This is a genomic window from Kitasatospora purpeofusca (genome assembly GCF_000718025.1).
Lineage (GTDB): Bacteria > Actinomycetota > Actinomycetes > Streptomycetales > Streptomycetaceae > Kitasatospora > Kitasatospora purpeofusca.
Genome location: NZ_JODS01000031.1, coordinates 165,208 through 189,896, shown reverse-complemented (window position 1 = coordinate 189,896; position 24,689 = coordinate 165,208). Strand labels below are relative to the sequence as shown.

The 24,689-nt window shown below is 73.4% G+C and carries 20 protein-coding genes and 1 pseudogene; 9 read left to right on the top strand and 12 right to left on the bottom strand.

Features of this window, described 5'->3' with window-relative positions:
• Positions 1 to 530: 530 nt before the first annotated feature.
• From IF01_RS0133180 to IF01_RS0133175, 3 genes and pseudogenes are all read right to left on the bottom strand, one after another.
• Positions 531 to 779: pseudogene (locus IF01_RS0133180) on the bottom strand (transposase); the annotation flags it as partial.
• Positions 755 to 937, bottom strand: a complete 183-nt coding sequence (locus tag IF01_RS48645; RefSeq protein ID WP_157855415.1) for a hypothetical protein — start codon at positions 935 to 937, stop codon at positions 755 to 757. The gene IF01_RS48645 and the pseudogene IF01_RS0133180, both read right to left, overlap by 25 nt.
• A gap of 281 nt (positions 938 to 1,218) precedes the next feature.
• Positions 1,219 to 2,613 (bottom strand): MFS transporter, encoded by a 1,395-nt coding sequence (locus IF01_RS0133175; protein ID WP_157855414.1) that lies wholly within the window; start codon positions 2,611 to 2,613, stop codon positions 1,219 to 1,221.
• Positions 2,614 to 2,706: 93 nt separating this feature from the next.
• Between IF01_RS0133175 and IF01_RS0133170 the strand changes: the two genes are divergently transcribed.
• Entirely contained in the window at positions 2,707 to 3,291 is a 585-nt protein-coding gene (locus IF01_RS0133170; protein WP_341845515.1) for a winged helix-turn-helix transcriptional regulator, read from the top strand.
• A 42-nt stretch (positions 3,292 to 3,333) separates the two neighbouring features.
• On the opposite strand, the gene IF01_RS51210 is transcribed toward IF01_RS0133170, so the two are convergent.
• Positions 3,334 to 3,459: a hypothetical protein gene (locus IF01_RS51210; protein ID WP_279617285.1), complete on the bottom strand. Its 126-nt coding sequence runs from the start codon at positions 3,457 to 3,459 to the stop codon at positions 3,334 to 3,336.
• A 244-nt stretch (positions 3,460 to 3,703) separates the two neighbouring features.
• Between IF01_RS51210 and IF01_RS0133160 the strand changes: the two genes are divergently transcribed.
• Positions 3,704 to 4,897 (top strand): hypothetical protein, encoded by a 1,194-nt coding sequence (locus tag IF01_RS0133160; protein ID WP_157855413.1) that lies wholly within the window; start codon positions 3,704 to 3,706, stop codon positions 4,895 to 4,897.
• Positions 4,898 to 5,764: 867 nt separating this feature from the next.
• Here the strand turns inward: IF01_RS0133160 and IF01_RS0133155 are convergent.
• Positions 5,765 to 6,322: a hypothetical protein gene (locus IF01_RS0133155; RefSeq protein WP_037782124.1), complete on the bottom strand. Its 558-nt coding sequence runs from the start codon at positions 6,320 to 6,322 to the stop codon at positions 5,765 to 5,767.
• Between IF01_RS0133155 and IF01_RS0133150 the strand changes: the two genes are divergently transcribed.
• The gene (locus tag IF01_RS0133150) at positions 6,321 to 6,674 is read left to right on the top strand and encodes a hypothetical protein (RefSeq protein WP_244215704.1); all 354 of its coding nucleotides are present in this window, start codon (positions 6,321 to 6,323) and stop codon (positions 6,672 to 6,674) included. The genes IF01_RS0133155 and IF01_RS0133150 overlap by 2 nt on opposite strands.
• A 98-nt stretch (positions 6,675 to 6,772) precedes the next feature.
• Here IF01_RS0133150 and IF01_RS0133145 read toward each other — a convergent pair whose 3' ends face one another.
• Positions 6,773 to 7,591 (bottom strand): hypothetical protein, encoded by an 819-nt coding sequence (locus IF01_RS0133145; protein WP_063764359.1) that lies wholly within the window; start codon positions 7,589 to 7,591, stop codon positions 6,773 to 6,775.
• 806 nt (positions 7,592 to 8,397) lie between these two features.
• On the bottom strand, positions 8,398 to 9,891 hold the full coding sequence (locus IF01_RS47095; RefSeq protein WP_030397307.1) for a hypothetical protein: 1,494 nt from the start codon (positions 9,889 to 9,891) through the stop codon (positions 8,398 to 8,400).
• A 345-nt stretch (positions 9,892 to 10,236) separates the two neighbouring features.
• On the opposite strand from IF01_RS47095, the gene IF01_RS0133135 reads away from it, so the two are divergent.
• The gene (locus tag IF01_RS0133135; RefSeq protein WP_063764358.1) at positions 10,237 to 11,862 is read left to right on the top strand and encodes an SMI1/KNR4 family protein; all 1,626 of its coding nucleotides are present in this window, start codon (positions 10,237 to 10,239) and stop codon (positions 11,860 to 11,862) included.
• A 25-nt stretch (positions 11,863 to 11,887) separates the two neighbouring features.
• Here IF01_RS0133135 and IF01_RS0133130 read toward each other — a convergent pair whose 3' ends face one another.
• Complete coding sequence (locus IF01_RS0133130; RefSeq protein WP_030397305.1) at positions 11,888 to 12,931, bottom strand: saccharopine dehydrogenase family protein; 1,044 nt, start codon at positions 12,929 to 12,931, stop codon at positions 11,888 to 11,890.
• Positions 12,932 to 13,060: 129 nt separating this feature from the next.
• On the opposite strand from IF01_RS0133130, the gene IF01_RS0133125 reads away from it, so the two are divergent.
• A complete protein-coding gene (locus IF01_RS0133125; RefSeq protein WP_030397304.1) occupies positions 13,061 to 13,996 on the top strand; it encodes a helix-turn-helix domain-containing protein in 936 nt (311 codons plus the stop codon).
• A 356-nt stretch (positions 13,997 to 14,352) separates the two neighbouring features.
• On the opposite strand, the gene IF01_RS0133120 is transcribed toward IF01_RS0133125, so the two are convergent.
• The gene (locus IF01_RS0133120; RefSeq protein ID WP_030397303.1) at positions 14,353 to 14,568 is read right to left on the bottom strand and encodes a DUF6243 family protein; all 216 of its coding nucleotides are present in this window, start codon (positions 14,566 to 14,568) and stop codon (positions 14,353 to 14,355) included.
• A gap of 347 nt (positions 14,569 to 14,915) precedes the next feature.
• Here IF01_RS0133120 and IF01_RS0133115 point away from each other — a divergent pair, with 347 nt between their 5' ends.
• The gene (locus IF01_RS0133115; RefSeq protein ID WP_051756683.1) at positions 14,916 to 15,500 is read left to right on the top strand and encodes an RNA polymerase sigma factor; all 585 of its coding nucleotides are present in this window, start codon (positions 14,916 to 14,918) and stop codon (positions 15,498 to 15,500) included.
• On the top strand, positions 15,497 to 16,447 hold the full coding sequence (locus tag IF01_RS0133110; RefSeq protein WP_157855412.1) for a CU044_5270 family protein: 951 nt from the start codon (positions 15,497 to 15,499) through the stop codon (positions 16,445 to 16,447). The genes IF01_RS0133115 and IF01_RS0133110 overlap by 4 nt, the downstream gene beginning before the upstream one ends.
• Positions 16,448 to 16,525: 78 nt before the next feature.
• Here IF01_RS0133110 and IF01_RS0133105 read toward each other — a convergent pair whose 3' ends face one another.
• Positions 16,526 to 17,023, bottom strand: a complete 498-nt coding sequence (locus IF01_RS0133105) for a phosphoribosyltransferase (RefSeq protein WP_030397300.1) — start codon at positions 17,021 to 17,023, stop codon at positions 16,526 to 16,528.
• Positions 17,024 to 17,443: 420 nt separating this feature from the next.
• Here IF01_RS0133105 and IF01_RS0133100 point away from each other — a divergent pair, with 420 nt between their 5' ends.
• Both IF01_RS0133100 and IF01_RS0133095 read left to right on the top strand, forming a co-directional pair.
• Entirely contained in the window at positions 17,444 to 18,685 is a 1,242-nt protein-coding gene (locus IF01_RS0133100; RefSeq protein ID WP_030397299.1) for a hypothetical protein, read from the top strand.
• Positions 18,669 to 19,439: a hypothetical protein gene (locus tag IF01_RS0133095; protein WP_030397298.1), complete on the top strand. Its 771-nt coding sequence runs from the start codon at positions 18,669 to 18,671 to the stop codon at positions 19,437 to 19,439. The genes IF01_RS0133100 and IF01_RS0133095 overlap by 17 nt, the downstream gene beginning before the upstream one ends.
• 83 nt (positions 19,440 to 19,522) lie before the next feature.
• On the opposite strand, the gene IF01_RS47090 is transcribed toward IF01_RS0133095, so the two are convergent.
• Positions 19,523 to 20,437, bottom strand: a complete 915-nt coding sequence (locus IF01_RS47090) for a LolA-like protein (RefSeq protein ID WP_030397297.1) — start codon at positions 20,435 to 20,437, stop codon at positions 19,523 to 19,525.
• Positions 20,438 to 20,583: 146 nt separating this feature from the next.
• Complete coding sequence (locus IF01_RS0133085) at positions 20,584 to 24,651, bottom strand: NAD-glutamate dehydrogenase (RefSeq protein WP_030397296.1); 4,068 nt, start codon at positions 24,649 to 24,651, stop codon at positions 20,584 to 20,586.
• Positions 24,652 to 24,689: the final 38 nt, after the last annotated feature.

Below are 24,689 nucleotides of genomic sequence, written 5' to 3'. Positions count from 1 at the left end.
CGAGCACCGGGTTTCCCGGCCCGAGCCGCTTCGGGCCACCAGGGCCCGGTCGCCGAGGACGTCTCCCGTCCGAGTCGGGCACCGGGGCCGCGGGCGAGCGGGAGCCGGTCGGTGTTCGGCGGTGTCGGTGCCCGACTCCCGGGCGAGTGCGGGGGGTCCGGGGCGCTCGCAGGGTCGTCGGGCCGGAGCGCCGGACCGACAGGTCGACGACCCGGGTTCCGGCCGGGGCCCGGTCGACGACGGCACGATGCTCGGTGGCGCCGGCGGTCAGCACCACCAGCCCGGCCGGTTCGTCCCGGCCCGCGCCGTGGGCGGCCGACCGCAGGATGGCGTACGGGCGGCCTGCGGCATACACCGGCAGGCCGCCCGCCCACCGGGGTTGCGAGATCTCCTCGTGGCCCAGGCGCGCGGGCCGCCCGCGGTCGGCCTCGACCCACCGGGCGGCCGCGGCCTCCAGCCGGAAACGTCGCCCCATCGGCATGACGGCCCGCCGGTCCTGCCCCGCCCCCGGCTAGGTCGTTTCTTTTGGATCAGCGGGCAGACCAGATGAAGATGCCGGCGATGTGAAGTCCGGCCTGGTAGACGGTGGCGGTCTTCTCGTAGCGGGTGGCCAGGCCGCGCCAGTTCTTCAGTCGGTTGATGCACCGTTCGACGGTGTTGCGTTGCTTGTAGGCCTCGCGGTCGAAGGCCGGCGGGCGGCCGCCGTGGCGGCCTTTGCGTCTGCGGTTGGCGATCTGGTCGGCGGGCTGCGGAATCACCGTGCTCCGCCGTCGAGTTCGTCCTCCACCCACCGGGCCGCCTCCTCGGTGGTCGGCGGCGCCTGCGGGGTCCCCGGCCGGCCGCTGGGCCGCCCCCTCCCGTCGTCCTCGCCTCCGCCCGACACCGGGCGGCTGCCCTCGATGACGCCGCTCGCCCGGGCGGGGCGGACGTCACCCACCGATGCCGTGATCGTCCCACCGCCCGAGCGAGCGCCGACCGGCCCCGGCGACCGCTTCCGGTCCGGTCCACAGGTCGAGCGGGCGGTCTGCCGCCGCGTACCGCTCGGCGGCAGACCGCCCGCCCTTCTCCCGTCCCCTCAGGAGGGACCGGGCCGGGCGGTGGCGGTAGGTGGCGGTCACCTCGTCGACAGGGGTGAGGCCGCCGGTGCTCCGGCCACGACTCCGGGGACAGGGACGGAGCACGACCCGGCCGCGGGCGGCGGCAGCCGACGGGTGGCGGTTACCGCGAACCCGCCGCACGGCGCTGGACGGCGGCGAGCCACAGAGCGGCCGTACAGGCCAGCAGCGCTGCCGCGATCAGCAGGATCCAGCCGCGCCGGAAGCCGTCCAGTGCGGCCTGCGGCCCGTGCGGGGTGCCGATCAGGCCGACCGTCAGTGCCACGCCCACCACCGCGCCGATCTGGCGGGCCATCGTGGTGATCGCCGAGCCGGTGGCGAAGCGCGTGGGCGGCAGTGCCGCCGCGGCGGACCCGACGAGGGTGGGCAGGGTCAGTCCCACGCCCAGGCCGGTGAGCAGCAAGCCGGGCAGCAGTTCGCCGGCGTAGCCGGGCCGGAGTCCGACGGCGGCGGTCCACCAGCCGATGCCCGCAGCGAACAGCAGGGCGCCGAGCGCGGCCACCCGTCCCGGGCCGAGCCTGCGCACCAGTGCGGCGCTGCCCAGTGCGACCGGCGGCACCAGCAGCGGTCCGGGGGCGATGGCGAGTCCGGTGCGCAGCGCCGAGTAGTCCCAGGCCTGCTGGCACCACAGGACCGCGGTCAGCAGCATGCCGGCGAAGGCGAGGGTGAACAGCAGGGCCGCGGTGTTGGCGGCGGCGAAGACCGGCACGCGCAGCAGCGGCAGTTCGACGACGGGGGCGCGGTGACGTGCCGAGCGGCGCAGGAACCAGGCGGTCAGCAGGGCGCTCGCGAGCAGGCCGCCGAGGACCTGGGGCGAGAGCCAGCCCCATGCGTCGGCCTTGACCAGGGAGACGGTGAGGACGGCGATGGCGGCGGTGAGCAGGACGGCTCCGAACAGGTCCGGCAGCGGTCCGTTCTCCTTGCCGCGCAGCCCGGGCAGGACGCGGGTGCCCACGGCGATGGCGGCGATGCCGACGGGGACGTTGGCGATGAACACCCAGCGCCAGTCGGCCTCGACCAGCAGTCCGCCGAGGACCGGTCCGAGTCCGGCGGCGATCCCGCCGATCGAGGCCCAGGCCCGGATGGCGCCGGGGCGCTCGGCCGCGGGAGTGGCGTCCAGCAGCAGTGCCAGTGAGGTCGGCATCAGCGCGGCCGCGCCCGCCGCCTGGAGCACCCGGGCCGCATCCAGCCAGCCGACGGTCGGGGCGAGCGCGCACAGTGCCGAGGCGGTGGTGAAGACGGCCAGCCCGGCGAGGAACACGCTCCGGTGGCCGATGCGGTCGGCCAGTCGTCCGGCGGGCACGAGCAGCGCGGCGAAGACGATGGCGTAGCCGTTCAGCACCCACGACAGGGTGGCCAGGCTGCTGCCGCGGAAGTGCTGCTGCATCGCCGGGAGGGCGACGTTGACGATGAACAGGTCGAGGTTCGAGACGAAGACCGCGGCGGCGAGCACCAGGAACGCGGCGCGGCGGTGGGGGCGGTCCGGCTCGGCCTGCACGGCGACTGGGTTTGATATTCCAACTGACTTCATGGCCCGGAACGCTAGCGGCAGTGAGTTTGAATATGCAACCCGCCATGGCAGGCTGGTGGGGTGACCCCGCACACCGCCGCCCAGCCCACAGCCGCCCAGCCCACAGCCACGCAGCACCCGGCCACCCGTTCCGCCGCCACCGCACTGCCGGGCCGCCCCTGCTCCATCGCCGCCGCGCTGCAGGTCCTCGGCGAGAAGTGGGCGCTGCTCGCCGTGCGCGAGCTCTTCTACGGCAACCACCGGTTCGACCGGATCGCCCGCAACACCGGCGCCCCCCGCGACCGGCTCACCGCCCGGCTGCGCGCCCTGGAGGAGGCGGGGGTGGTCGAACGGCGCGCCTACAGCGAGCGCCCGCCGCGCTACGAGTACCACCTCACCGAGGCCGGCCGGGACCTCGCCCCGCTCACCCAGGCCCTGCTCGCCTGGGGGGACCGCTGGCTGTCACCCGAGCCACCGGTGGTCCTGCACCACCACCCGCACCACCCGAAGGCCACGGACGATCCCGGCCACCCGGACCACCCCGACCACCCGCTCGACGCCGCCTGGACCTGCCGCACCTGCGGGATCGAGGTGCGCAGCCCCGACCTCACTCTGGAGGTCCGCTCCCCCGACTGGGACCGCCACGGCCCCACCACCGCCGGGTGACGGTCAGCCGGCGGCGCAACAGGACACAGCACTCCCGCGCGATCACACCCCGATCGACGTGGTCAGGGCGTCGACACCAGCACCAGTGCCCGGCCGGACGGTGAAGTCCAGGCCGTCGACCCACGTCTTCTCCCCGTAACGCCTCACCGGCCGCTGCGCCTCGATCATCGGTCACCCCTGGGGTGCTGAGGGGCCGGGCCGTCCCGGCCCCTCACCCGCAACGGCAGGCGCGCAGGCGCGCCGGACAGCGGTATCCGGAAGTGAGCGCCCGGCGGCGGCTCACGGACGCCGTCCCGGCAGGCCGTCATTCCCGCGGCGAGCCCTTGAACTTGTGTTCACCCGGCCGTTCCCGGAGCAGTGCACGCTGCTTCCCGCACAGCCTCCGCACGGCGCACCCTCCGGGAGACAGCACATGAACAGACGTATGTACGCGGCCGCGAGCCTCGCCCTCGCGCTGAGCGTGGTGCCGGCCACCACCGCGACGGCGAGCCAGGGCGGCCCCACCCGCGGCGCCCGCGCGCCGTTCACACTCGCCGTGTACGGCGACGCCCCGTACGGCACCTCGCCGAGCGACACCAGCGAGTTCCTGGCCACGCCGGCGTTCATCGCGAACGTCAACGCCGACCCGGACGTCAGGACGGTCGTCCACGTGGGTGACATCCACTCCGGCAAGCAGTACTGCACCGCCGCGTACGACGAGTCCGTCGCCGCGCTCTGGAAGACCTTCGCCGACCCGCTGGTCTACACCCCCGGCGACAACGAATGGGCCGACTGCCACAAGGCCGCCGAGGGCGGCGGCAAGTACAACCCCGCCACCGGAAAGATCGACCCCGTGCTCGACCCGGCCACCGGGCAGCCCGTCGACCACGCCGCCGGCAACCCGGTCGCCAACCTCGACCTGGTCCGCAAGAACTTCTTCCCGCGGGCCGGCCACACCCTCGGCAGCGGCACGCTGCGCGTCCTGTCCCAGGCCGAACTCCCCAACCGGGCACACCCCGAGGACGCCCGGTACGTCGAGAACGTGCTGTGGATCAAGAACGGCACGCTGTTCGTCACCATCAACGTCCCCGGCGGATCCAACAACGACGCCGACCCCTGGTACGGCGCGCCCACCGCCTCCCAGGAGCAGCTCGACGAGGCCGCCCGGCGCACCGCCGCCGACCTGCGGTGGCTCGACACCGCCTTCACCGTCGCCCACGTCGGCGGTATCTCGTCCGTCGTGGTCACCACCCAGGCCGACATGTGGGACCTGGACGGCAAGCCCGCCGCGCACGTCGCCGGCTACGAGCCGATCGTCGCGAGCCTCGCCTCGCACACCACCGCGTTCGGCAGGCCGGTGCTCCTGCTGATGGGCGACTCGCACGTGTACCGCTCGGACAACCCGCTGGGCCGGGGCGCGCCCTGCGCCGGCGACCAGGACGTCTGCTCCTCCGATGCCTGGAACAGCCACCCCGGCTACAGCGTCCCGAACTTCCACCGCATCGTCGTCCACGGCAGCACCGTGCCGCTGGAGTGGCTGAAGCTCACCGTCATCCCGGGCGCCCACCACCCCACGACCGACACCTCGTTCGGACCCTTCAGCTGGAGCCGGATCACCCAGCCCTGACCCTCCGCCCGGGACCACCCCGCGACCGCGGGCAGTCCGCCGGCGACCGGCGGCAGAGCGCGGCCGGGGACCGCGCCACCGCGGCGAGGCGCTCCCGATCGGGATCAGGGCGCGGCGTCGACCGCCCCGGCGCCTCGGCCGCCGGGGCGGCACGACCCTCACATCCTCGCGCGGCAGCGGGCCTGTCAAGGCCGACGTCACCGACCTCACCACCACGCCCCCACCCGGCTCGTCCTTCCTGCCTGGCCAGGGACCGCCGACGGGTTCGAGGCCGTCATGGAGCCCTCTATGCCCAGGTATCGCCTCGGGCACGACGACGCCACCGCCCTCATCCGCTCGAGGCTCCCGTGCGACCGGCCCTCAAGATCCGACCGACACCGGCCACTGAGCTCGTGAGTCCAAGGTCGCGGGCCGGGTCCAGCGGGTAGTAGTCATCGCCGAAAGAGCTGGGGACAGGGACAGGAATCCAGAGGCTCTGCAGGCCGGTCCGCCAAGTGCCACCAGGTATGACCCGCTGGGCACTTCCAGGCATGTCGGCACCCACGCTGCTGGTCCTCGTCACGGAGAGACAGAACCAGGCCCGGGCTCCTCAGGGGTTGCCCGCAGTCGGGGCAGGTCAGCGGTTCGGAAGCATGGGCCACGGCACACAGGCCAGCTCACCCGATCCGGAATTCCGTTCGACCAGCACTTCTCAAGATCGGAACGGTAACAGCCATTAAGCATGCCTGTTTTATGGTCTGATCCGGTCGCGTTCGATGATGCTCCCGGGGCGCCGGTTGGAGCACATGGTCGGACGAAGGGCGTGTCCACGTCCGGCGGATTCCCGGACGAGCGATCCCGTTCCGGCGCAGGCCGTGGAGAACAAGCTCAGGAGCCGGTCGGCCCGACCGGTGGTGGGGACGGCTCCACGGGCGGCAGCAGGGGCGAGTAGCGGGCGCGGTTGGCGTTGAAGTGGGCCAGGTGATACGTCGTACCCTCCAACTCCAGCTCCACAGGCGGAGGATCGGTGACCGGCGGGGCCCAGCGGGTGCAGCCGGTGCCCTCGACCTCGACCTGCGTCTCCAGCCTCGGCGTGCCCCAGTACCGCACGTAGCTCTCCGCACGCTCTTCCGTCCAGAGCGGGCCACCACCGAGCGCGCTCAGCAGTGCTGAGCTGTAGACGGCGCGGACCCGGAAGTTCTCCAGAAACCGGCGCGGGATCACCATCGCGTGGTACCGGCGGCTGTTGCCCCGGCGCCGGCCGACGACAGGCACGCTCGGGTTGCCTCCGTCCCACCGCAGCGGTGCGATCCAGATCTTGGCCCCGGGAGCGAAGTGCCGTAGTCCAGTACGGATCTCCAGTCCGCCGTCCCCGTGGCTGGTCTCCCGCGCTACGTTGGCCACCACGCAGAGGCCCAGCGATTCGGGGCCCGTCTCCTCCGTCATGGCCACCATCATGGTCGAGCGGTACCCACGCGCGGTACCGGGTTTCCGGGCGAGTGACTGGGCACCGGACATGCCCCACGGGTGCCTGAGCGTCAACACCGTCCATGCCTGCGCTCCGGACTCCGAACCGGTCCGCCAGGAGGTGATCGCGCGGCGGATGGCCGGCGAGGCCGCGCTGCGTCGGCGCTTCGAGCAGGCGGCCGACCTGCCGGCGGACTGTGATCCGCGTGTCCTTGCCCAGTTGGTGCACACCGTCACCGACGGCATCGCCGTGCAGGCGGCGAGCGGCCGTACCCGCGACCAACTGCACCAAGTGGCCGACCTCGCACTGCGCACGCTGTTTCAGCTGTAGGGCCGACCGGGCCCCACTATGTGACTCGAGCAGAAACGGGAACGAAGCGGGCGCGGCGCGGTGCGGTGCGGCGCGGTGCGGCGTCCGCTGACGCCGGATCAGAGCGTGCCGGTCCACCGGACGGGCTGGAGGGTGGCCCGGTCCGGGACGAACGTGACCTGTACCTGGCCGAAGTCGGCGGGCCGCAGCGCGAAGGTGCGATGGCCGGCCAGCTGCTCGCCGGGCTTGAGGGTGCCGTCGATCGACATGTGGCTCCCGAACCCCTCGTAGAGGTCCTCGGCGTCGCCGTGCGGGCCCTTCAGGTAGAGCAGGCCCGGGTGCATGGTGCGCGGCTCGGCCGTGGTGTTGACCACGGTGACCACCGCCACGACGGCCTGCAGACCCGGCTCGGCGGGAACGGAGTTCGGGCGCGGGGCCCGGGTCTCCGGCTTGGCCACGGTGATCCTCAGGCCGTCGGCGGTGGTGTAGCTCTGGCCGAAGGTCAGCCGGCGGGCCTTCTCGTCGGCCGCCCGGCGCTGCTCCTCCGCCCTCTCCGCCTGGGCGGACTGGTAGACCGCCATCCCTACGAAGGTGGCGACTGCGCCCGAGACCAGCAGCGCGAGCACCCCGAGGATCACCCCGGCCAGCGCCGTGCCCCGGTTGGTGGCCGCACCCCGGCGGCACAGCCGCAGGCCGAGCACTCCGAGCACCACGCCCACCAGGGCGGGCAGCCAGGCGAACCAGAACAGGATCAGGGTGAGGGCCAGCACCATGCCGATGATGCCGAGCACCATCGCCGCAACGCCCATCCCGTTCCGCGGCCCAGGGCCGGGCAGCGGGTACGGCGGCCGGAGTGCGGGGGCCGGTGCCGGGGCGGACTCCGTTGCCGGGGCGCGCCAGGGGTCGGTGGACTCCGGCGGCGGGGCCTGGGTGGTCACGTGCGGTCCTTCGAGTGATCCGTGATCGGACTGACGAACGTATCAGTCACATGATCGGCACATCTTCACCACCCCACTCCCGGTTGCCCCGGGCCACCACCTGACCCACCTGACCACCGGCCTGCTGCGCGGGACCGCGGCCGTGACGGTGCGGAGGCCGGGAGGTTCGGCGACGCGCCGTAACGTATCTGATATATGACATCTTGACCAAGGGTTCTTCGCGACTTCTTTGCATGCCATCCCCGCCGCCCTGCGCCAGCAGGCACAGGACTCCGCGACACCCGCGCACGGCCCGGCCCACGCCGCACGAACCCCGGAGTGCGAAGCCTCCGGCGGACACCCGGTCGCCGAGAGGGAGAGGCGGCAACACAACCTCTGGCGTTAATTTCGTATATCGCATATGTCACGTGGCACGACTCCGCGCGGCACCCACACCGCGACGCAGCCGACCCGGCCACGAGCAGGCCACGCACGCACCGGGGCCTTGCCCCGGGCCGCAGCCCGCCCCACAGGACCGACCCATCGCACCGCCGCGGCCGTGCCCGCACCGGCATGCCGGCCGACACCCGCCCGCTCCCCCACCACCGGCTCGGCCCCGGGCCGAGCCGTCCCCTGTGCAGCCCCGGAGTCGCGGCCGTCGGACGGCGGGCCGTGGTGTGCCTGTGGCTGCATGCTGCTCCGTTCACTGAAGGCCTTGCCGAGAGGGGTTCCCCGGCGACTGACCGTGCCGCCTCCTGCCGGGTCCCCGTACCGGCGCGTACGGCTGCCCTGCTGCCCGGCCGACCGCCTCCCGGCGCGGTGGTCGGTCAGCGTTGCACGCGTGCCCGGTGGCTGCCGCCCCGGTTCCGGTGTCGGACGAGGATCGCCCCGGCCGCTGTCAGGGTGAGCCCGGCGGTGGCGGTCAGGGCCAGGACAGTACCGTTCCCGCCCGTGTGGGCGAGGTTCGCACCGGCGTCGGCTTCACCGGAGGGGCCGCCCGTGACGGTGGCCGCGGGGGAAGAGGCAGGGACAGAGGTCGTGACGGGGGTTGTGGCGGGGGTTGCGGCCCCGCCACCCCGAGTGGCGGAGGTGGGGGCCGGCGTCACCCGGGCCGTGGCCTCTCCCCCCTGGGCCGCCGTGGCGGAGGCGGTGGGGCCGTCCGGGCCCGTCACATCGTCGGTGTCCTCCGGTTCGTCCCCGCCGTCCGGATCCGGAACCGGGGTCGCCGGGGCAGACATGGTGGGGCTCGCGGAGGGCACCTCCACGGCGGGCGCGGTGGCCGTACCGGTGGGCGCGGTGACGCCGTCGACCGTGACGGTGACCGTGGCCTTGTCCGCGTCCACCGCACCGACGGTCACGGTCAGCTTGGCGGCGGTGTCGTGGAGGGTGGTGACCGCGCCGTCGCGGTCACCCGCGGACGCCGAGACCGGGGTGCCACTCCGGTAGGAGTCGCCGGACACCCGGTAGGCATAGACACCGTTCAGACGGCCGTCCAGGGTTCCTTCCGGCCGGCGGTACTCCAGGACCAACCGGTCCTTGCCCAGGGGCACTTCCAGGGCGCGTACGCCCTTGTCGCTGCCGTACAGGGGACGCAGGGCGAAGGTGCCGGAGGCGGTCACCCGCACGTGCTCGCCGGACGCGAGCCATCCGGCGTGGATGAGCTGCGTGGCCGAAAGGCCGAGGGAGGAACCTCCGCCGCCCATGGGCGACTTCCTTCCCATCTCCGCCGGAGCGCCGCAGGCGCCCAGGTCGCCGCCTGCGCAGACCCGGCGCGGCTGGTGGGGCAGGCCGAGGTTGTGCCCGAACTCGTGGGCGACAGCGGTCAACCCCACCCGGCCCTTGGGGGCCCTCAGCCAGCTCACCGGGCCGCCGACCTGTCCAAGTCCCGCCCAGGCACAGGGAGTCCGGGGCAGCACGATGGACAGGCTGTCGTAGTCCTTGCCCTTCGCCAGGCCTCGCTGGGGCAGTTGACGTTCGATCTCCTGACGGACGGCACGCGGGTCGCAGTTCGCGCGCCACGGCAGGGCCAGGGGCCCGATGACCTTGTCCGGGACCGCGGGAACGTACGAGAGACGGCCGCGGGAGACGGCCCGGTAGTAACTCTGGAGCGAGTCATCGACCCCGAAGTACCGCTGCGCGATGCCCGCCTTGTCCGTTCCGGCCTCGGCATGGTGCACGTCCTCGAAGTCGGCGAGGACCACCAGGACGCGGTTGCTGCGGCTCTCGTCCGCGGCGGCCGGTGCGGCCCCGGTCACGGCGACGGACGCCAGTAGGGCGAAGGAGGCTGCCCCGGCCACGGCCCGGGCGATGGTGAACTGCATGGTGCTCGGCGCTCCTGCGTTGAAGAGATGTGGCACAGGGGGGACCGCGGTGCGCGGATCCCCTCCTGCGCCGTGACTCATTCGTTATGCACCGGAGCCGGGCACCGCCGACTCCCCTGCGGACGACCCCGCCGCCGGAGAGCCCGGAAGCGGGCCATCCACATGTCGGGCCGATGGAATTCGACTGCGGCCGAATGCGGCTTCGACGGGCAGCGAATCCGCCCGCCGCCGGTCATCGCGCCCCGCAGAGGAACCTGCTGCAGTCCTCGGCCGGGATCCTGCCGGCCGTCTCTGTCATGGCCCCCTGCGATGATCACCGGCGTGTCGACAGAAGCGGAACAGAACATGGCCGAGCTGATTGAGCAGGGCGTCGCACGGGCCGCCGGGGCAATCGCGGCGAACGCACCGGTGGGATGGACGGAGGCGGTGCTGGTCAGCACCGAAGGCCTCTTCGGTCTCAACATCACCGGCCAGTGCACGCTGTCCGACGCGAGGACGCGGTCGTTCCATCCGAGCATCGACCTCCAGGATCTGCGTGACGTGGCTTCGGCAGTGGGTACCGCTCGCGGCTGGGACTGCACGCGGCTGGAAATACGGTGCCGGCCGTCCGGGGAGTACTCGCTGGTCGCGTCCCACGATGTCGTCTCACGCCTGCACGGAGAACGTCCGGGCTTCCTGGCCGTCCTGGACCGCAACTACCGGCTCTCCCCGGCCGGGTACGCCCAGGAGGAGGGCACGGCCGGCCCGGCAGGCGACCCGGACCTGGCCCTCGTCCGGCTCCGCGCCTACCTGGAGCGGCGTGCCGAAATCCTGGGGCGCTCCGAGACACTCCCACCGCCCGTGACCGAGGCGGCCCTCGCGGACGCCGAGCGGCGCCTCGGCCGACCGCTGCCCGCCGACCTGCGGGCGCTGTACCTGTTCGCGGACGGCAGCGGGGAGGACGCCTGCGGCCTGTTCGGCAACCTCGGCTGGGTACCGCTGGCCCGGCTGGTCGCCGCCAACGCCGGCCTGCGGGAACCGGTGTGGACCGGCTGGGAGAACAACTGGGACGCGGTCGTCCTGGACGCCGACCCGCCCGGTACGGTTCGGCGCTGCCGCGAGCACCCCGCATGGTTCCCGTTCGCCACCGCCGACGACGGCAACTACCTCGCGGTCGACATGTCCCCCGCCCATGCCGGACGGACCGGACAAGTGATCCAGATCGGCCGCGACTACTACGACGGTCCGCTCTACGTCTGCGACTCCGTCACCTCGCTCCTCGCCCGCTACCTGGACCTGCTGGACCGGGGCGCCTACGAGGTGGAGGGGGACGGCATCGACTACATCGACGTCATGGACGATTCCGACTCGTGCGAGTCCTGGGCCGATCCGGAGCTGCGATCCCGGGGAATCCCTCATGAGGTGTCGCCCGCTGTCCAGGCCGTTCTGATCCAGGTCAACGCACCTACCAGTCCGATGGATCTCGCCCCGCTCGCCACCGCGCCCCACCTGCGGAGACTCGAACTCGAGCGCTGCCCCGTCACCGACCTGTCCCCCCTCCGGGACCTGCCCGTCGAGTCCCTGGCCGTCGACCTCCCCGGCGGCGACCTCGCACCGCTCCAGGGCCACCGGCACCTCGGCTCGCTGGACCTCGCCACCACCACTGCGACCGACCTCACCCCGTTGCGCACGGCGCCGAAGCTGCGCGGCCTGGATCTCTCCCGGGCCGCGGTCCAGGACCTGACCGTGCTCGCGGACTTCCCGCACCTGCGCTACCTGGCCCTCACCGGCAACCAGTGGGCCGTCCTGCTGAACGAGGGCAAGGTGCCACCTTCGTTGGCCGCCGCCCGACTGGCCGAGCGCGACGCGTCCCGCGACGAGGCGCTGTCCTGGGCGGCAAGGCTCGGACTGCCCGTCGGGGCGCCGTTCGTCGTCTCCGGGACTTTCGCTGCGGACGATGCTGCGGGCGGCGCGATCGGCCGCACCCGGTAGACGTGCGCCACCGGGGCGGCCGAGGTCAGGCGGTCTGCTTCTCCGGGTGCAGGTCGACCGTGAGGTGCGGGCCGAGTGCGCGCAGGAAGTCCGGGGCGTCGAAGATCTCGCCGGCGGGGGCGACGCCGGTGGTCCTGGTGGCGCCGGTCAGGACGCGTTCCAGGGCCTCGGCGACCAGGGGCGCGGTGATGGCGTAGATGTCCTGGCCGGCGGCCGTGATCCGGCGTTCGGCCTTGCCCGAGCGAACGACGACGTCGACGAGGAAGGTCTGGTCCGAGCGCCCGCTCCCGTCGGCGGCGGTCGGGGCGGGCGTGTCGGGCGCGGCGACGTCGCGGACCGCCTCGGTGTTCATGTAGGTGGTCACCTCGGGGATGGACAGGTGCTGCGGGACGGTGACGACGTCCGCCATGGTGAACTCCCCGATCACCGACCGCGGCCCCATCGGCTCCGGGAAGGCCCACTCCAGGGTGGGCGCGGCGTCGCTGCGGCGCTCCCACTGTCCGCCGCTGTAGCGCAGGCGGTGGTCGCCGCGCCGCTCGCGGGAGACCGCGCCCGAGAGCCGGGTGCCGGCGGTGGGGTGCCAGCTGCTGAGCGCGTAGGCGATGTGCGCCTCGTCGGCCCCGGTCCAGTCGCCCATCGCGGCGGTGACGAGCAGGTCGCCGAGACCGCCGAAGAAGGCCATGGCCGGGACGACCACCGCTCCCGCGTCCCGGGCCCGCTCGCGGTAGTGGGCGAAGGTGTCGAGGTTGGCCTCCAGCTCGGCGGCCACGTCCAGGTACGGGATCCGCGCGCGCAGCGCGGCCTCGATCACGGGGCCGGTGGTCGAGGCGAACGGGCCGGCGCAGTTGATGACCGCCGCCGCCCCCGCCAGGGCCCGGTCCAGCGAGGCGGGGTCCTCGACCGACGCCGCCCGGGCCTCCAGCCCGTGCTCCTCGGCCAGTTCCGCCAAGGCCTGCGCGTTGCGCCCGGAGAGCACCGGGACGAACCCGCGTGCGACGAGTTCCGCGACCACGAACCGTCCGGTGCGACCGTACGCGCCGAACACCGCCACCAGCTGACCTGACCCCATGAGACTGCTCCCCGTCCACTCGAACACCCGCTGCGATGCCGGTCCGCTGCGGCCCGACACCCACATCCTGTCCTTGCGGCGGCACCCCGCACGAGTGTCGGAAACGACATGCCACGTACAGTTTCGGACATGCCCGCTGTCGCGCTGGCCGTCACCGACGGCATGCTCCACTACGAACTGTCCGTAGCCGTCGAGGTCTTCGGATCCGATCTGACCCACCTCGTGGACCCCTGGTACGACTTCTCCCTCTGCGGGAGCGCTCCGGTGCGGGTCGGCCGCTTCCTCCTGGAGCCCGACCACGGACTCGACCACCTCGCGCACGCGGACACGGTGATCGTCCCCGGCTGGGCCGACACGGACCGTGAGCCGCCCACCGAGCTGGTCGAGGCGGTGCGCGCCGCCCACGCGGCCGGCGCCCGCGTGGCCTCACTGTGCACGGGCGCCTTCGTCCTGGGCGCGGCGGGACTGCTCGACGGCAGGCGCGCCACCACACACTGGGCCCACACCCGGGAACTCGCCCGGCGCCACCCGGCGGCCGTCGTCGATCCGGACGTCCTCTACGTCGACAACGGCGATGTCCTCACCTCCGCGGGCAAGGCCGCCGCGATGGACCTGTGCCTGCACCTGGTCCGCCTCGACCACGGCTCGGCCGTCGCCAACAGGATCGCCCGACGCCTGGTCGTCCCGCCGCACCGCGACGGCGGCCAGGCCCAGTTCATCGCCACCCCCGTCCCCGACCCGGGCAACCACCCCCTGGGCGAGCTCTTCCCGTGGGCGCTGGAGCGACTGGACCAACCGCTCACCGTGGAGGACCTGGCCCGCCAGGCCCGCATGAGCTCGCGCCACCTCGGCCGCCACTTCAAGCACCTCACCGGCACCACGCCGCTGCAGTGGCTCCACACCCAACGCATCCGCCACGCCCAGGAACTCCTGGAGACCACCGACGCCACCGTCGACACCATCGCCGCGACCACCGGCATGGGCACCGCCACCACCCTGCGGCGCCACTTCCACCGCAGTGTCGGCGTCCCGCCAGACACCTACCGCCGCACCTTCCGCCCCTGAAGCACAGCCCGAGACGCCGGTCGGCGGTGGCGGTGGCGGCGCCGGTGGCCCGTGGGCTCAGGCTTGTGCGGCCCGGCCGGAAGGCCGGGTGGCTGCGGGCGTACGCTGGAGGCCGGGCCCCTCGCGTCGACGAGCGTGAGGGGCCCGGCCTTCTCCGGCCGGTATTGATGCAGGTCAGGGTCCGGCGACGGTCCGGGTCCAGGTCCGGGTCACGAGGATCGGGTCCGTTTCCCTGATGCTTGAGCGCGTTCAAGCTCTGGCGGCGGTGACCGGGTCGGCGCCCGGTACGACAGAAGGGCCCGGACCGCGCGTCGCGGTCCGGGCCCTGCCCTGTGCTTTTCTGCGACGGCGGTGCGTCAGCTCTTCGCGGTGTCGTCGCCCGCCTGCCCGGCCTCTTCGGCTGCGCCCGCCTTCTCGCGCATCTTGCGCACCAGCTCCGCCTTCTGGTCGGCCGCGCCCTGGCGGTCGAGGTTGCGGTGCGGACCGTTGTTCTGCCGCTCGGCGCGGGACAGCCTCTTGCGCTGGCCGCCGCCCATGCCAATGGGGTTGTTGATGTTCTTGCTCACGGTCAAGTGTCTCCGGTTGATGATGTGAAGTGATCTGCGGATTCATCGGTGGGGGACGGGCAGCGACGTCGAAGGATGTCAGCAGAGGCCCGTCACGCTCTCACTCGTGGATCGGCGTCTGGAGGAACAACAAGGACGTTACCCGGTTCCGCCCGCCCCGCACACCAACCTTCTCGCTGCCGCGGCGTCGTGCGGGCCTTCGCCGGCCGCCCGGGGCCGGCCACTCCCCGCGGGGACGCGCCGCGACCGCGCCGCCCGACGAGCGGTTCCGACCGGTCGAAGGACTGCCCTGAGGGTGGGGTGTTAGATCCGTCGTCGTCCCGACATAAACAGGACGGGAGCCGATCCGGGGAGTGGTCTTGGGGGAAGAGAATGAGTTCCGGGCTGTCTACGTCCGGCACCACACGGCCGTCTACCGCTACGTCCGTCGCCGGGTGCTTGCGGACGATGCCGCCGATGTGACGGCCGAGGTCTTCACCACCGTGTGGCGGCGCTTCGGTGACCTTCCCCGCGAAAGGGTGCTGCCCTGGTTGTACGGCGTTGCCCGGAACACCGTGGCCAACCACCTCCGGGCGCAGGAAACCGCGTCGGCGGCGGCGGTGGCGGTGGCGGTCGACAAGTCTGCGACGGTGGCGGTGGCACGCGACGTCGGGGATCAGGTCGCGGCCCGTGACGCGGTCCGCCGGGCGTGGTCGGGTCTGTCCGCGACCGACCGGGAGGTGCTCGCCCTGATCGGTTGGGAAGCGCTCCCGGTCAGGGACGCCGCCCGGGCCATGGAGTGCAGTACCGCGGTGTTCTCGATGCGTCTCCTGCGGGCTCGACAACGACTGCGGAAGGCCCTGGACGACCTCGACGACCTCGACGACCTCGACGACCTCGAGAACGGTTCCCCGTGGACGGGAACGGCAGACACACCGAAGGTGGGGGTGGTGCGGTGAGTACCGCGAAGCGGGTCAGGAAAATGATGGCGTCCAGCGATCCGGCTGCCGGCGAGCTGCCGCTGCCGGGCGACGCCGAGGCGGCCCTGGTGAGGATCCTGTCCAACGCCGCCCCGGAACCGGCACAGGTCCGACCGAGGCCCTTCCCGCGACGACGTCCGGTTGTCGCACTGGTCGCCGCCGGGGCCGTCTCGGCGGTGGCAGCGGCGCTGCTCGCGCTGCCGGGGGGCAGCGGTTCCGCCTCGGCCGCCACCCCAGCGCCGCTGGCGTACCACCTGACGCCGGAGCAGGCGTCCACCGACGCGAGTACGCAGATCCTGGAGATCGCCCGCACCGCCCGGTCGGCCGCCGAGGCACCCACGACTCCGCTCGGGCTGCACTGGCAGGAGTGGTCGCTCAACACCAGGGACGACCACGGGAACATCTCCTCCCGCGTCGTCCCGTACGACTACAGGATCCTCGACAGCCCGGCCGGCCCCGTCCGCGAACGACGCAGCCTCGGCGGGTCGGAGAAGACCCGCAAGGACCTCTTCCACCCCACACTCCAGGACATCAGCACGCCGCAGGACGGCCAGGCGCTCAAGCACTGGCTGCGCAGGCGCACCCCTGGCGTGGACGAGCCGCTGGGGGCCTCGCAGGCGGTGCACGACCTGCTCGTCGAACGCGCGCTTAGCGCCGGGCAGCGCGCGGCGGTGCTGGAGCTGATCGCCTCGCTGCCGGGTATCGAGGCCACCGGGACGGTGACCGACCGGGCCGGCCGACCGGGCATCGCCTACTCCGCGACCTCGCGGGAGAGCGGCCTGCCCACCCGCTACACCTTCATCATCGATCCGGCCACCGGCAGCGTGCTGGCCCAGGAAGCAACCCTCACCGAGACCGCGGGCATGCTCAACATCCCCATTCCCTCGGTGACCGGCTACACCGTCTACCTCGGCAGTGCCCGCTGAACACCCGGACATGGCGGGTGACGGACGAGACCCGTCGCCCGCCACCCCCGCGGCGCTGACCGTGACGGCAGGCTCCGATCAGGCGTCGAGTGCCTGGCCCTCGCGCCGGACGAGCGGCGGTTCCACCGACCACGGGAAGTTGATCCAGTCGTCCGTACGCTTCCACACGTACTCGCACTTCACGAGGGAGTGCGACTTCTCGTAGATGACGGCGGACCGCACCTCGGCGACGTGGCCGAGGCAGAAGTCGTGCACCAGCTTCAGGGTCTTGCCGGTGTCGGCGACGTCGTCGGCGATCAGGACCTTCTTGTCGGTGAAGTCGATCGCCGCGGGGACGGGCGCCAGCATGACGGGCATCTCCAGGGTGGTGCCCACACCCGTGTAGAACTCCACGTTCACCAGGTGGATGTTCTTGCAGTCCAGCGCGTACGCCAGGCCGCCCGCCACGAACACACCACCGCGAGCGATGCTCAGGATGAGGTCGGGCTCGTACCCGTCGTCGGCGATCGTCCGGGCAAGGTCACGCACCGCCAGGCCGAACTTCTGATAGGTCAGGTTCTCTCGCACATCAGTCACAGCGCCCAGTCTCCTCGGCAGTCGGCCCGGCACCGCACACCGGCACGCCGGGCAGGTCCACGGAGGAGCCGTCCGCGCGGGCGTCGCGGGCGAGCCGGGCGGTTCGTCCTCAGGTCGCCCAGGGCAGGCGCCGCCAGCCAGAGCCCGGGTGCCCGGCGCGGCCCAGACCGCCCCCGGTGGTGACGGTGACGGCGTCGAGTCGAACAGCCAGTCGCCCGGCCGAGGGGCCACAGGTCTGACAACGGACGCGGTTCCTCGGACACGGATCCATTGTCCCGCCGCAGCCACGCTCAGCGCGAGGGGGCCTTCGGAGTCGGCCGCAGGGCAGGCGTTACCCGCTGTCAGACCCCCGTGAGAGCATCGGCGGTCAACGGGTCGTAGGGGCGATTCACCGATGTCTGCGAATGGCGGGGGTTTCTGATGGACGCGACGGAGTCGGCGCAGGCCCGCGTCGAGGACGCGGGCAGTGTCCTGGTCGCGCCTTCGGCGGTGCGGGGCCATGACGTGGTGACGCGGTTCCTCGGGTCGGTCGTCACGCCGGAGGAGCTTGCCTCCGGTGCGGTCGAGCTCGCGCGGAAGACCGTCTACCTGTGCGGCGACATCTCCGCGATCAGTGGCCTCCCGCTGCGGGCGGCCGCGCGGGTGTTCGTGGTGCGGGAGCTGTCGCACGGCTACGGCGGGGACGGGGGCGAGGGCGTCGACGCGTTGTGGAATGTCGTCGGGCTCGGCCGGCTTCCCGTCCGGGTGCACGGTGTCGGCGTGTACTACCCGCAGTTCTTCGAACCCGACGCCGACCACTTCGGGCGGATCAGTGCGGAGCACGCGTTCCAGTCGCTGACCGAGTCCACCAAGCCCGGGACGGCCCGTCGCAGCGGGATCTATCTCACGCCGGTCACGCGGGACGGTGACGAGCTGCATTTCCGACTGCTGCGGTGCTCCACGAACCTGTCGGGACCGACCGAGGGCTTCGGCCCGACCGACGCGGGTGTCGTCGAGGCGCTGAACCGCGAGGCCGCCGCCGTGTTCCGCGGCCAGGCGCCGCTGAACCACGTCCTCGCCCAGATCTACCACAACACCGGGGCCACGGACGGGCGCAAGCAGTCCAAGGCGAGGATCTCGGCCCATGCCGACAAGACCAAGGACATGCCCGTCAACGGCATCATGGCCTTCTGCACCTTCTACGACCGGCTCGACGGGCTGCGGCCGCTGGCCCAGGATCCCTTCGACCTCGGGGTGAACGGTGTCAGTGGGCTGACCAGGCTCCGCTTCCACCTCAAGGACCAGGCGGCCGTGCCCGACGGGACCGCGCTGCCGCCGCAGTTCACACTGACCCTCCACCCCGGGTCCGTGTTCCTCATGCCGCTGTCCACCAACCGCCTCTACACGCACGAGATCCGGCCCTCGTCCTTGGACGCAGAACTGCTCCCGACCCGCCTGGGGTACGTGGTGCGCTGTTCGAGTGCCGAGGCCGTGCACCGGGACGGCCGCACGTTCCTCAAGACCGCCGGGGATCCGGTCCCGCTGGAGCCGCCCACACCCGCCGGCATGGACGAACTGCGCCGGCTGTACGCCGAGGAGAACAGGTCCTCGTCCTTCATCGACTACGGCGACGGATTCCGTTTCAGCATGAACACGGGAGACTACCTTGCCCCCCACCCCTAGCATCCCGGACCAGGTCCGCTCGTACGATCTGCCGACCGACGGGAACCTCTTCGCGGAGCTCTCCGCGTCGGCCCGCCTGGAGGACACGGGCAAGGGCCGGCAGGGCGCCACACTCACCCGGATCGACGGGACGGACGGTGTGCCGCTCGTGCGCACCACCACCCGCTACGGCGGCCCGGTGCAGCGCTTCCGGGCGGTGCACGAGCGGCTGGCGCGGCGGATCCAGGAGCGTGCCGGGCTCGCGGTCGGCTTCAACAACGCGCTCATCGAGACGTACACGAACGCGTACACCACCATGGGCAGCCATTCCGACCAGGCCCTCGACCTGGCCGACGACTCGTTCATCGCCGTGTTCTCCTGCTACCGGCACCCCGAAACGGACCCGCCGCGGAGGCTGATCGTGGAACCGAAGGGGTCCGGTGGCGAGGCGTTCGGGATCCCGCTGCTCCACCACGGTGCGGTCGTGTTCTCCGTCGAGTCGAATCGGCGGCTCAGGCACCGGATCGTCCTGGACGCGCCCGCCCGGACCGCCGACAACCAGTGGCTGGGCGTGACCTTCCGGACGTCGAGGACGCTGCTCCGGTTCCGTGACGGGCTTCCTTACCTGCCGCAGGGCGAACCCCTGGTCGCGGCGGACGAGGAGCAGCGGCAGGAGTTCTTCCGGCTGCGGCGGCGCGAGAACCGTGAGGCGGACTTCGTCCAACCGCTGCTGACGTACACCATCAGTGAGGGCGATCTGCTGCCGCCCGTCTGACGCCGAGGGGCCCGTCCGCCCCCGGCGGTTTCCGGGGGCGGACGGGCCGTCGGCATCGACGGGAGCGCGCCGGCCGGGAGGGATCAGCCGGCGGCAGCGGTGGTCGGCGCGCTGAAGGTCTCGCGAGGGCCGAAGTCGGTGTAGGTCAACGCGATGGTGCTGGTGACGGCCGTGCCACCGGTGGTCATCTTCATGGACTGCGTCTGGGCCAGGACGCGGCCGGCCCGGTCGATCCAGACGTCGATCTGCTTGCCGCCGTCGACGCCCTTCTCGACCATCTTCTGGTACTCCGTGGGGTCGATGGCCTTGACCTGGGCTGCCGTCAGGCGAGCGCCGAGGTGGTAGGCGGGGACGCCGTTCTTCTGCTCCATGCCCTTGCGGGCCGCAGGACCGGCCTCGACGAGGGCCTTGACGTAGACGGTCAGGTCGTCGGCCCGGGCCTTGTCGCCGCGCTCCTCGGCGCGCCAGGCGCTGCCCGGCTTGGTCCTGTCACGCATGAAGATCGTCGTGCCGGTGTTGACCGTCTCCATCCAGAGGGCCGGCTCGTCGCTGTCGGCGAGCGTCATCTTCGTCTCGGTCCGGCCCTCACGGGTCGGCGTGTTGTAGTTGACCCGGCCGGTACCGGCGAGCACGGATCCCACCTGGCCGCCCGCCGTCGCGGTGGTCTTCATGGTCTCGGTGGCGGCGTACGGCGTCCGGTCGGCGTTGGCCAGGGCGACGGCGGGGTCGAACGCCCCCGTGGCGTCGACCGGGGCGCCGGTGGGAGTCGCGGACGCGGTCGGCGTCGGGGTAGGCGTCGACGTCGGGGTCGGGGTCGGGACAGGTGTCGGCGTGGCGCTCGCGGTCGCGGTGGGCGTCGCGCTCGTGGTGGGGCTCGCGGTGGCCGGGGCGCCGGCGGCCGTCGGCGCGGACTGCGCGTCTCCGTCATTGCAGGCGGCGACTGCGGAGAGGGCGAGCAGCGTGGCGGCGGCGGTCAGGGTGGTACGGCGGATCGTCACAAAGGTCTCCGGTCGGGTGGATCAACAGGAGAACACTTTCACGAAACCCACCCATCATTCGACGGGTTTCCGACGCGCCCGTGCCACCGCGAGCTCGCTACGGAGTCGGCGACGGTCGGGCGGCGTCGGAGCCGCGCGAGGCACTGTCAGGGGTGGGCGGTGCGCCAGGCGGTGGCGAAGAGGGTGGGAAGGGGGCCGGTGGGGACGAGGACGGCGTGGGCGGTGCCGGCGCGTTCGGGGGCGAGGGTGAGGTGGGCGAGTTTCGCGGTCTCGACGGGGAGTCGGGGGGCTTTCAGGTCCAGCCAGGGGCCGGGGAGGAAGAGGGTGCGGCCGGCGCGGGGGCGACGGGCGGTGAGCACCAGGCCGGTGGCGCACAGCCGCTGCTGGGCGGCCTTCAGCGTGGCCGGGGTCCAGCCCGTCCACCGGCGGACCTGGCGGTCGGTGGGGTCGGGCAGGGCGAGCAGCATCAGGTAGAGCGCGGCGGCGTCCGTGGGCAGGTCGAGGGCGCTCGCGCAGGCGGCGACGACGTCCGGCGCGCTGCGGCGCGGGTCCTGTTCCCAGCCGGGGGTGCGGTGGGCGTCGGCGGCGAGGTGGTGGCCGAGGGCAGCCAGGTCGCCGGACAGCAGGATGCGCAGATCGGCGAGGGCGGGCAGGCCGGAGCCGGCCGGCCGGGCCTGTGAGGGCTTCAGCCGGTCGTAGTAGTCGTCGAGCGCGTCCAGGACCGGGTCGTCGGCGCCCGTGAGCAGGCCGGGGCGGACCAGGACGTGCCACTGGCCGGTGGCCGGTTCGTCCACCACCTCCACGCCGGGCAGGTCGGCCGGCGGGGGTGACGGCCTGCCGGTGGCGCTGCGGCGGTCGACGGAGAAGAGCCGCCACGCTGCTCGGGGTTCTGCCCGGTCGGAGGTGTGCTCGGAGGTGACGCGCAGTGCGGCCGCAGCGAGTGCGGGGCGCAGCGGGTGGCCGGCGGGCGTGCGGTAGGCGAGCCAGGCCATCGCGTACGGCGAGGCGTACGGCGCGGGTGCGAAGTCGGGGTCGGGGTCGCGGTCGGAATCGCTGTCGGGACCGCCGTTGGTTGCGAGGGCGGCGGCGAGCAGGGCCTCCGGGCGGCGGCAGCGCCTGCGCAGGCCCGGCGGGACCGGGTCGACGGCCGGTCCGGGGCCCGTCGGTGCCCATTCGCCGGTGGGGAAGCGGATCTCGCGCCGGGCCAGGGCGAGAAGCTCGGCCTCGACCGGCGGCGCGCCGTACCGCTCGTGCCACCAGGCCACCGCGCGGTCGACGTCCGGCCCGTGCGTCCACAGGCGCTCCGGCTCGGTGGGCACCAGCCGGGTGCGGAACTCCCGGACGGCGTCGGCCCCGATCCGTCGGACGATCTCCTTCTCGGCGGCGCTCCGGGAGTCCCGGTGGTGGGTGCGGACGGCGAGCAGGGCGCCCGCCTCGGCCGGGGTCAGGGCGAGCCGTTCGGCCAGGCGCTCGACCGTTCCGGGGTGGGTGGGCAGCGGGCCGCGCTCGGCGAACAGCTCCAGATAGGCGTGCAGCAGGTCGGGGTCGATCTGCTGGGCCAGATCAACGCCGGTACGGACCTCGCAGCCGGCGGCGGCCGCCGGACCGTCCTCGGGGAAGGTGCCGCCGGGGGCGTACTCCAGCAGCACGGCCTGGTGGAAGCTGCTGTGGAGGACCAGCGTGGTCGACAGCGCGGTCCGGAAGAGGTGGCCTGCCGGCGGGGTGGGCCGGCGGTCCGGGCGCGCGACGTTGACGGTGCGCCAGCGGCCCGGGCCCCGCTCCGCCACGAACGGCAGGTCGGCGTACTCGCGCAGCCGCCCGGGGCTCGTGGCGTCACCGCGGAGCAGCTCGGTCTGCCAGTCGACGACCAGGTAGGGGAAGGCGGCGGACACGCCGGGGACGATCGTGCTGGGACGGTCGAGGTCGCCGCCCCAGAGGGGACTGCTCGTGGCCGCCTCACGCAGCAGGCGGCCGACACGCACCCGTGCCGGGGTGGCGGGGGCGGAGGCCGGGTCGGCGGGAGGGTCGGCCGGCGCGGGAGGAGCGGGAGTGGGAGGGTCGGCGGGCACCGCGGCTGCGGGGGTGAGCAGCGGCACCAGGTGCGCCAGTCCGTCCCGGCAGTTCGCGGCGATCTGCACCAGGCGGGCGAACTCGCGGCCGACCCGCTCCTCCTCGATCCCCAGGAGCCGCCCGATCCGTTGGCGCACCGGGCCGGCGGCGGCGTCGCGGAACACGGAGCGCGCCTCGACCGCGCCGAGCAGCAGCTCGGCGCCCGCCCGGTCGAGCGCGGGCTCCGGGGCCTCGGCCCGCACCGCGTCGAGCAGCAGGGCCGCGACGTCGACGGCGGCCAGCCGCCGGGCCCGGTCCGGGTCGGCGAGCAGTACGGCGGCGGCGCCGATGTGCTGGAAGCGGGCGAGCGTCAGCGCTGCCCCGTCCAGGTCGAGCACCGGCAGCTCGGCGAGTTCCTCGTCGCACCACTGCGCCAGCACGGCGCGTCCCGGTTCGGTGTCCACCAGGGTGGGGACCTTCGCCCACCCCTTGGGGTCGTGCGGCTGGTACCAGAGGTTGTCCGCGTCGCCGCCGTTGGTCAGCTCGAACTCGGCCCGCAGCAGGGCCCGCAGCTCGCGGGCGAACCTCGGATCGGCGCACAGCGAGGACAGCCCGGGGCGCGGCGCGGTCTCGACGCGGTAGAGGTGCGGGTCGGCGAGCCGCGGCGGCGGGTCGGCCACCGGCACGCCCGCGGCCAGCAGCAGGTCCAGCACACCCAGCCGCAGGACCGGGCTCCCCGACACCCGCCGGTCCCACCGGCTCGGGTACGGCAGATCGATGGGCACGCCGTCGGCCGCGATCCGGGGCGCCAGCAGCGCGGCGATCCGGTGCACGACCGGCCTGGCCCCCGAGCGGGGCGAGCGGTCGGCCAGGAGGACGAGGGCGCGCAGCCAGTCGGCGGCGGTGCCGGGTGCGGCGCCGCCCGCGTCGGCGGAGGCGGCGGTGAGGTGCGCCAGCGCGCCGGTCCGCTCCAGGTAGTCGAGGGTCAGGTCCGCGTCCGGCATCCCGGGCTGCGGCCCCGCCGCGACCACCTCCCGGGCGAGGTGCGGACGTTCGGCCAGGACCAGTTCCCAGGCGGGGTCGGCGAGCAGCGCGGCCCAGAACTCGCGGGCGGCCGTGTGCCACAGGTCGCGGGCCGGCAGCAGCCGGCCGGCCAGTCGGGCGAGCTCGCGGGCCGGGTCGAGGCCCGCGGCGCGGGCGGTGCGCACGAGGTCGGTGGCGAGTCCGGGGCGGGGGCCCTCGCGGAGCGTGCGGTCGCCGAGCAGGGCGAGCGTGCGGCGGGCCGCGTCGCGGTCGGCGCCGCGCGCGGTGACCTGCCGGAGGCGTTCGCGCAGCGCCGTCTCCGTGAGTGCGCCGGCCGCGTCCGCGGCGGCGTAGCGGGCGTCCAGCCACTCCTGGTCGACCTGCTCGCCCGCGGTGCGCTCCGCCGTCCTCGCGCGGGCGAACCACGCCGCCGCGTCGGCCCGCTCCCCGCCGTGGCGCAGGCACAGGTCGGCGACGCCGTCCAGGAAGCAGCGCGAGAGCGCCGGCTCGGCGGCGGCGATCGCCTTCAGTACGGCGTCGACGTCGCGCTTCACCCACACCCGCCACGCCGAGGTGGCCTCCTCCAGGCGCTCGACGTACCGCAGCACCTCCTGCTCGCGGGCAGGATGCCCGGCGAGCGCGGACTCGGGGAACGGCATCGCCGCGTCGGCCGGCAGCCCGGTCGCCGCCAGGGCGCCGACCGGCTCCCAGCCCTGGTGCGCCATCAGGCGGTCGCGGTGGCGTGCGGCGTCGACGGTGGTGAGCAGTACGCGCTCCGCGTCGGGCAGGGCGGAGTGCCGGTAGCGGCGGGCGAGCAGCCCGCTGTCGCCCTCGGGCTCCCCTACGGAGGGATTGAGTCCGGCCCGCGCCAGGGCCTCCGCCCAGGCGGCGTCCGCCGAGAGCAGGTCCACCGCCCGGTCCGGCACCGCGACGCCCTCGCGGACCAGCCGTTCGGCTTCCTGCTCGCACCTCCTGCGGTGCGCCTCGGCACCGGCGGCGAGCGCGACCAGCCCTGACAGGCCGGGATGTCCCGCCAGCGCGGGCGGCACCTTCTTCAGGACCCGCCCGCGTTCGTTGCGGAAGACGAGCTTCGCGTCCTCCAGCCGCGCGACGTAACCCTGCGCACCGATCTCCCCGACCATGACCCGCCACTCCCCCGTGCTGTTCGGCGGCCGGGCAG

Excerpts from the sequence above, each read along its gene's own strand:
- IF01_RS51210 (WP_279617285.1), bottom strand. The coding sequence starts at position 3,459 with ATGATCGAGGCGCAGCGGCCGGTGAGGCGTTACGGGGAGAAGACGTGG.
- IF01_RS0133160 (WP_157855413.1), top strand. The coding sequence starts at position 3,704 with ATGAACAGACGTATGTACGCGGCCGCGAGCCTCGCCCTCGCGCTGAGC.
- IF01_RS0133150 (WP_244215704.1), top strand. The coding sequence starts at position 6,321 with ATGGCCACCATCATGGTCGAGCGGTACCCACGCGCGGTACCGGGTTTC.
- IF01_RS0133155 (WP_037782124.1), bottom strand. The coding sequence starts at position 6,322 with ATGACGGAGGAGACGGGCCCCGAATCGCTGGGCCTCTGCGTGGTGGCC.
- IF01_RS47095 (WP_030397307.1), bottom strand. The coding sequence starts at position 9,891 with ATGCAGTTCACCATCGCCCGGGCCGTGGCCGGGGCAGCCTCCTTCGCC.
- IF01_RS0133135 (WP_063764358.1), top strand. The coding sequence starts at position 10,237 with ATGGCCGAGCTGATTGAGCAGGGCGTCGCACGGGCCGCCGGGGCAATC.
- IF01_RS0133130 (WP_030397305.1), bottom strand. The coding sequence starts at position 12,931 with ATGGGGTCAGGTCAGCTGGTGGCGGTGTTCGGCGCGTACGGTCGCACC.
- IF01_RS0133125 (WP_030397304.1), top strand. The coding sequence starts at position 13,061 with ATGCCCGCTGTCGCGCTGGCCGTCACCGACGGCATGCTCCACTACGAA.
- IF01_RS0133100 (WP_030397299.1), top strand. The coding sequence starts at position 17,444 with ATGGACGCGACGGAGTCGGCGCAGGCCCGCGTCGAGGACGCGGGCAGT.
- IF01_RS0133085 (WP_030397296.1), bottom strand. The coding sequence starts at position 24,651 with ATGGTCGGGGAGATCGGTGCGCAGGGTTACGTCGCGCGGCTGGAGGAC.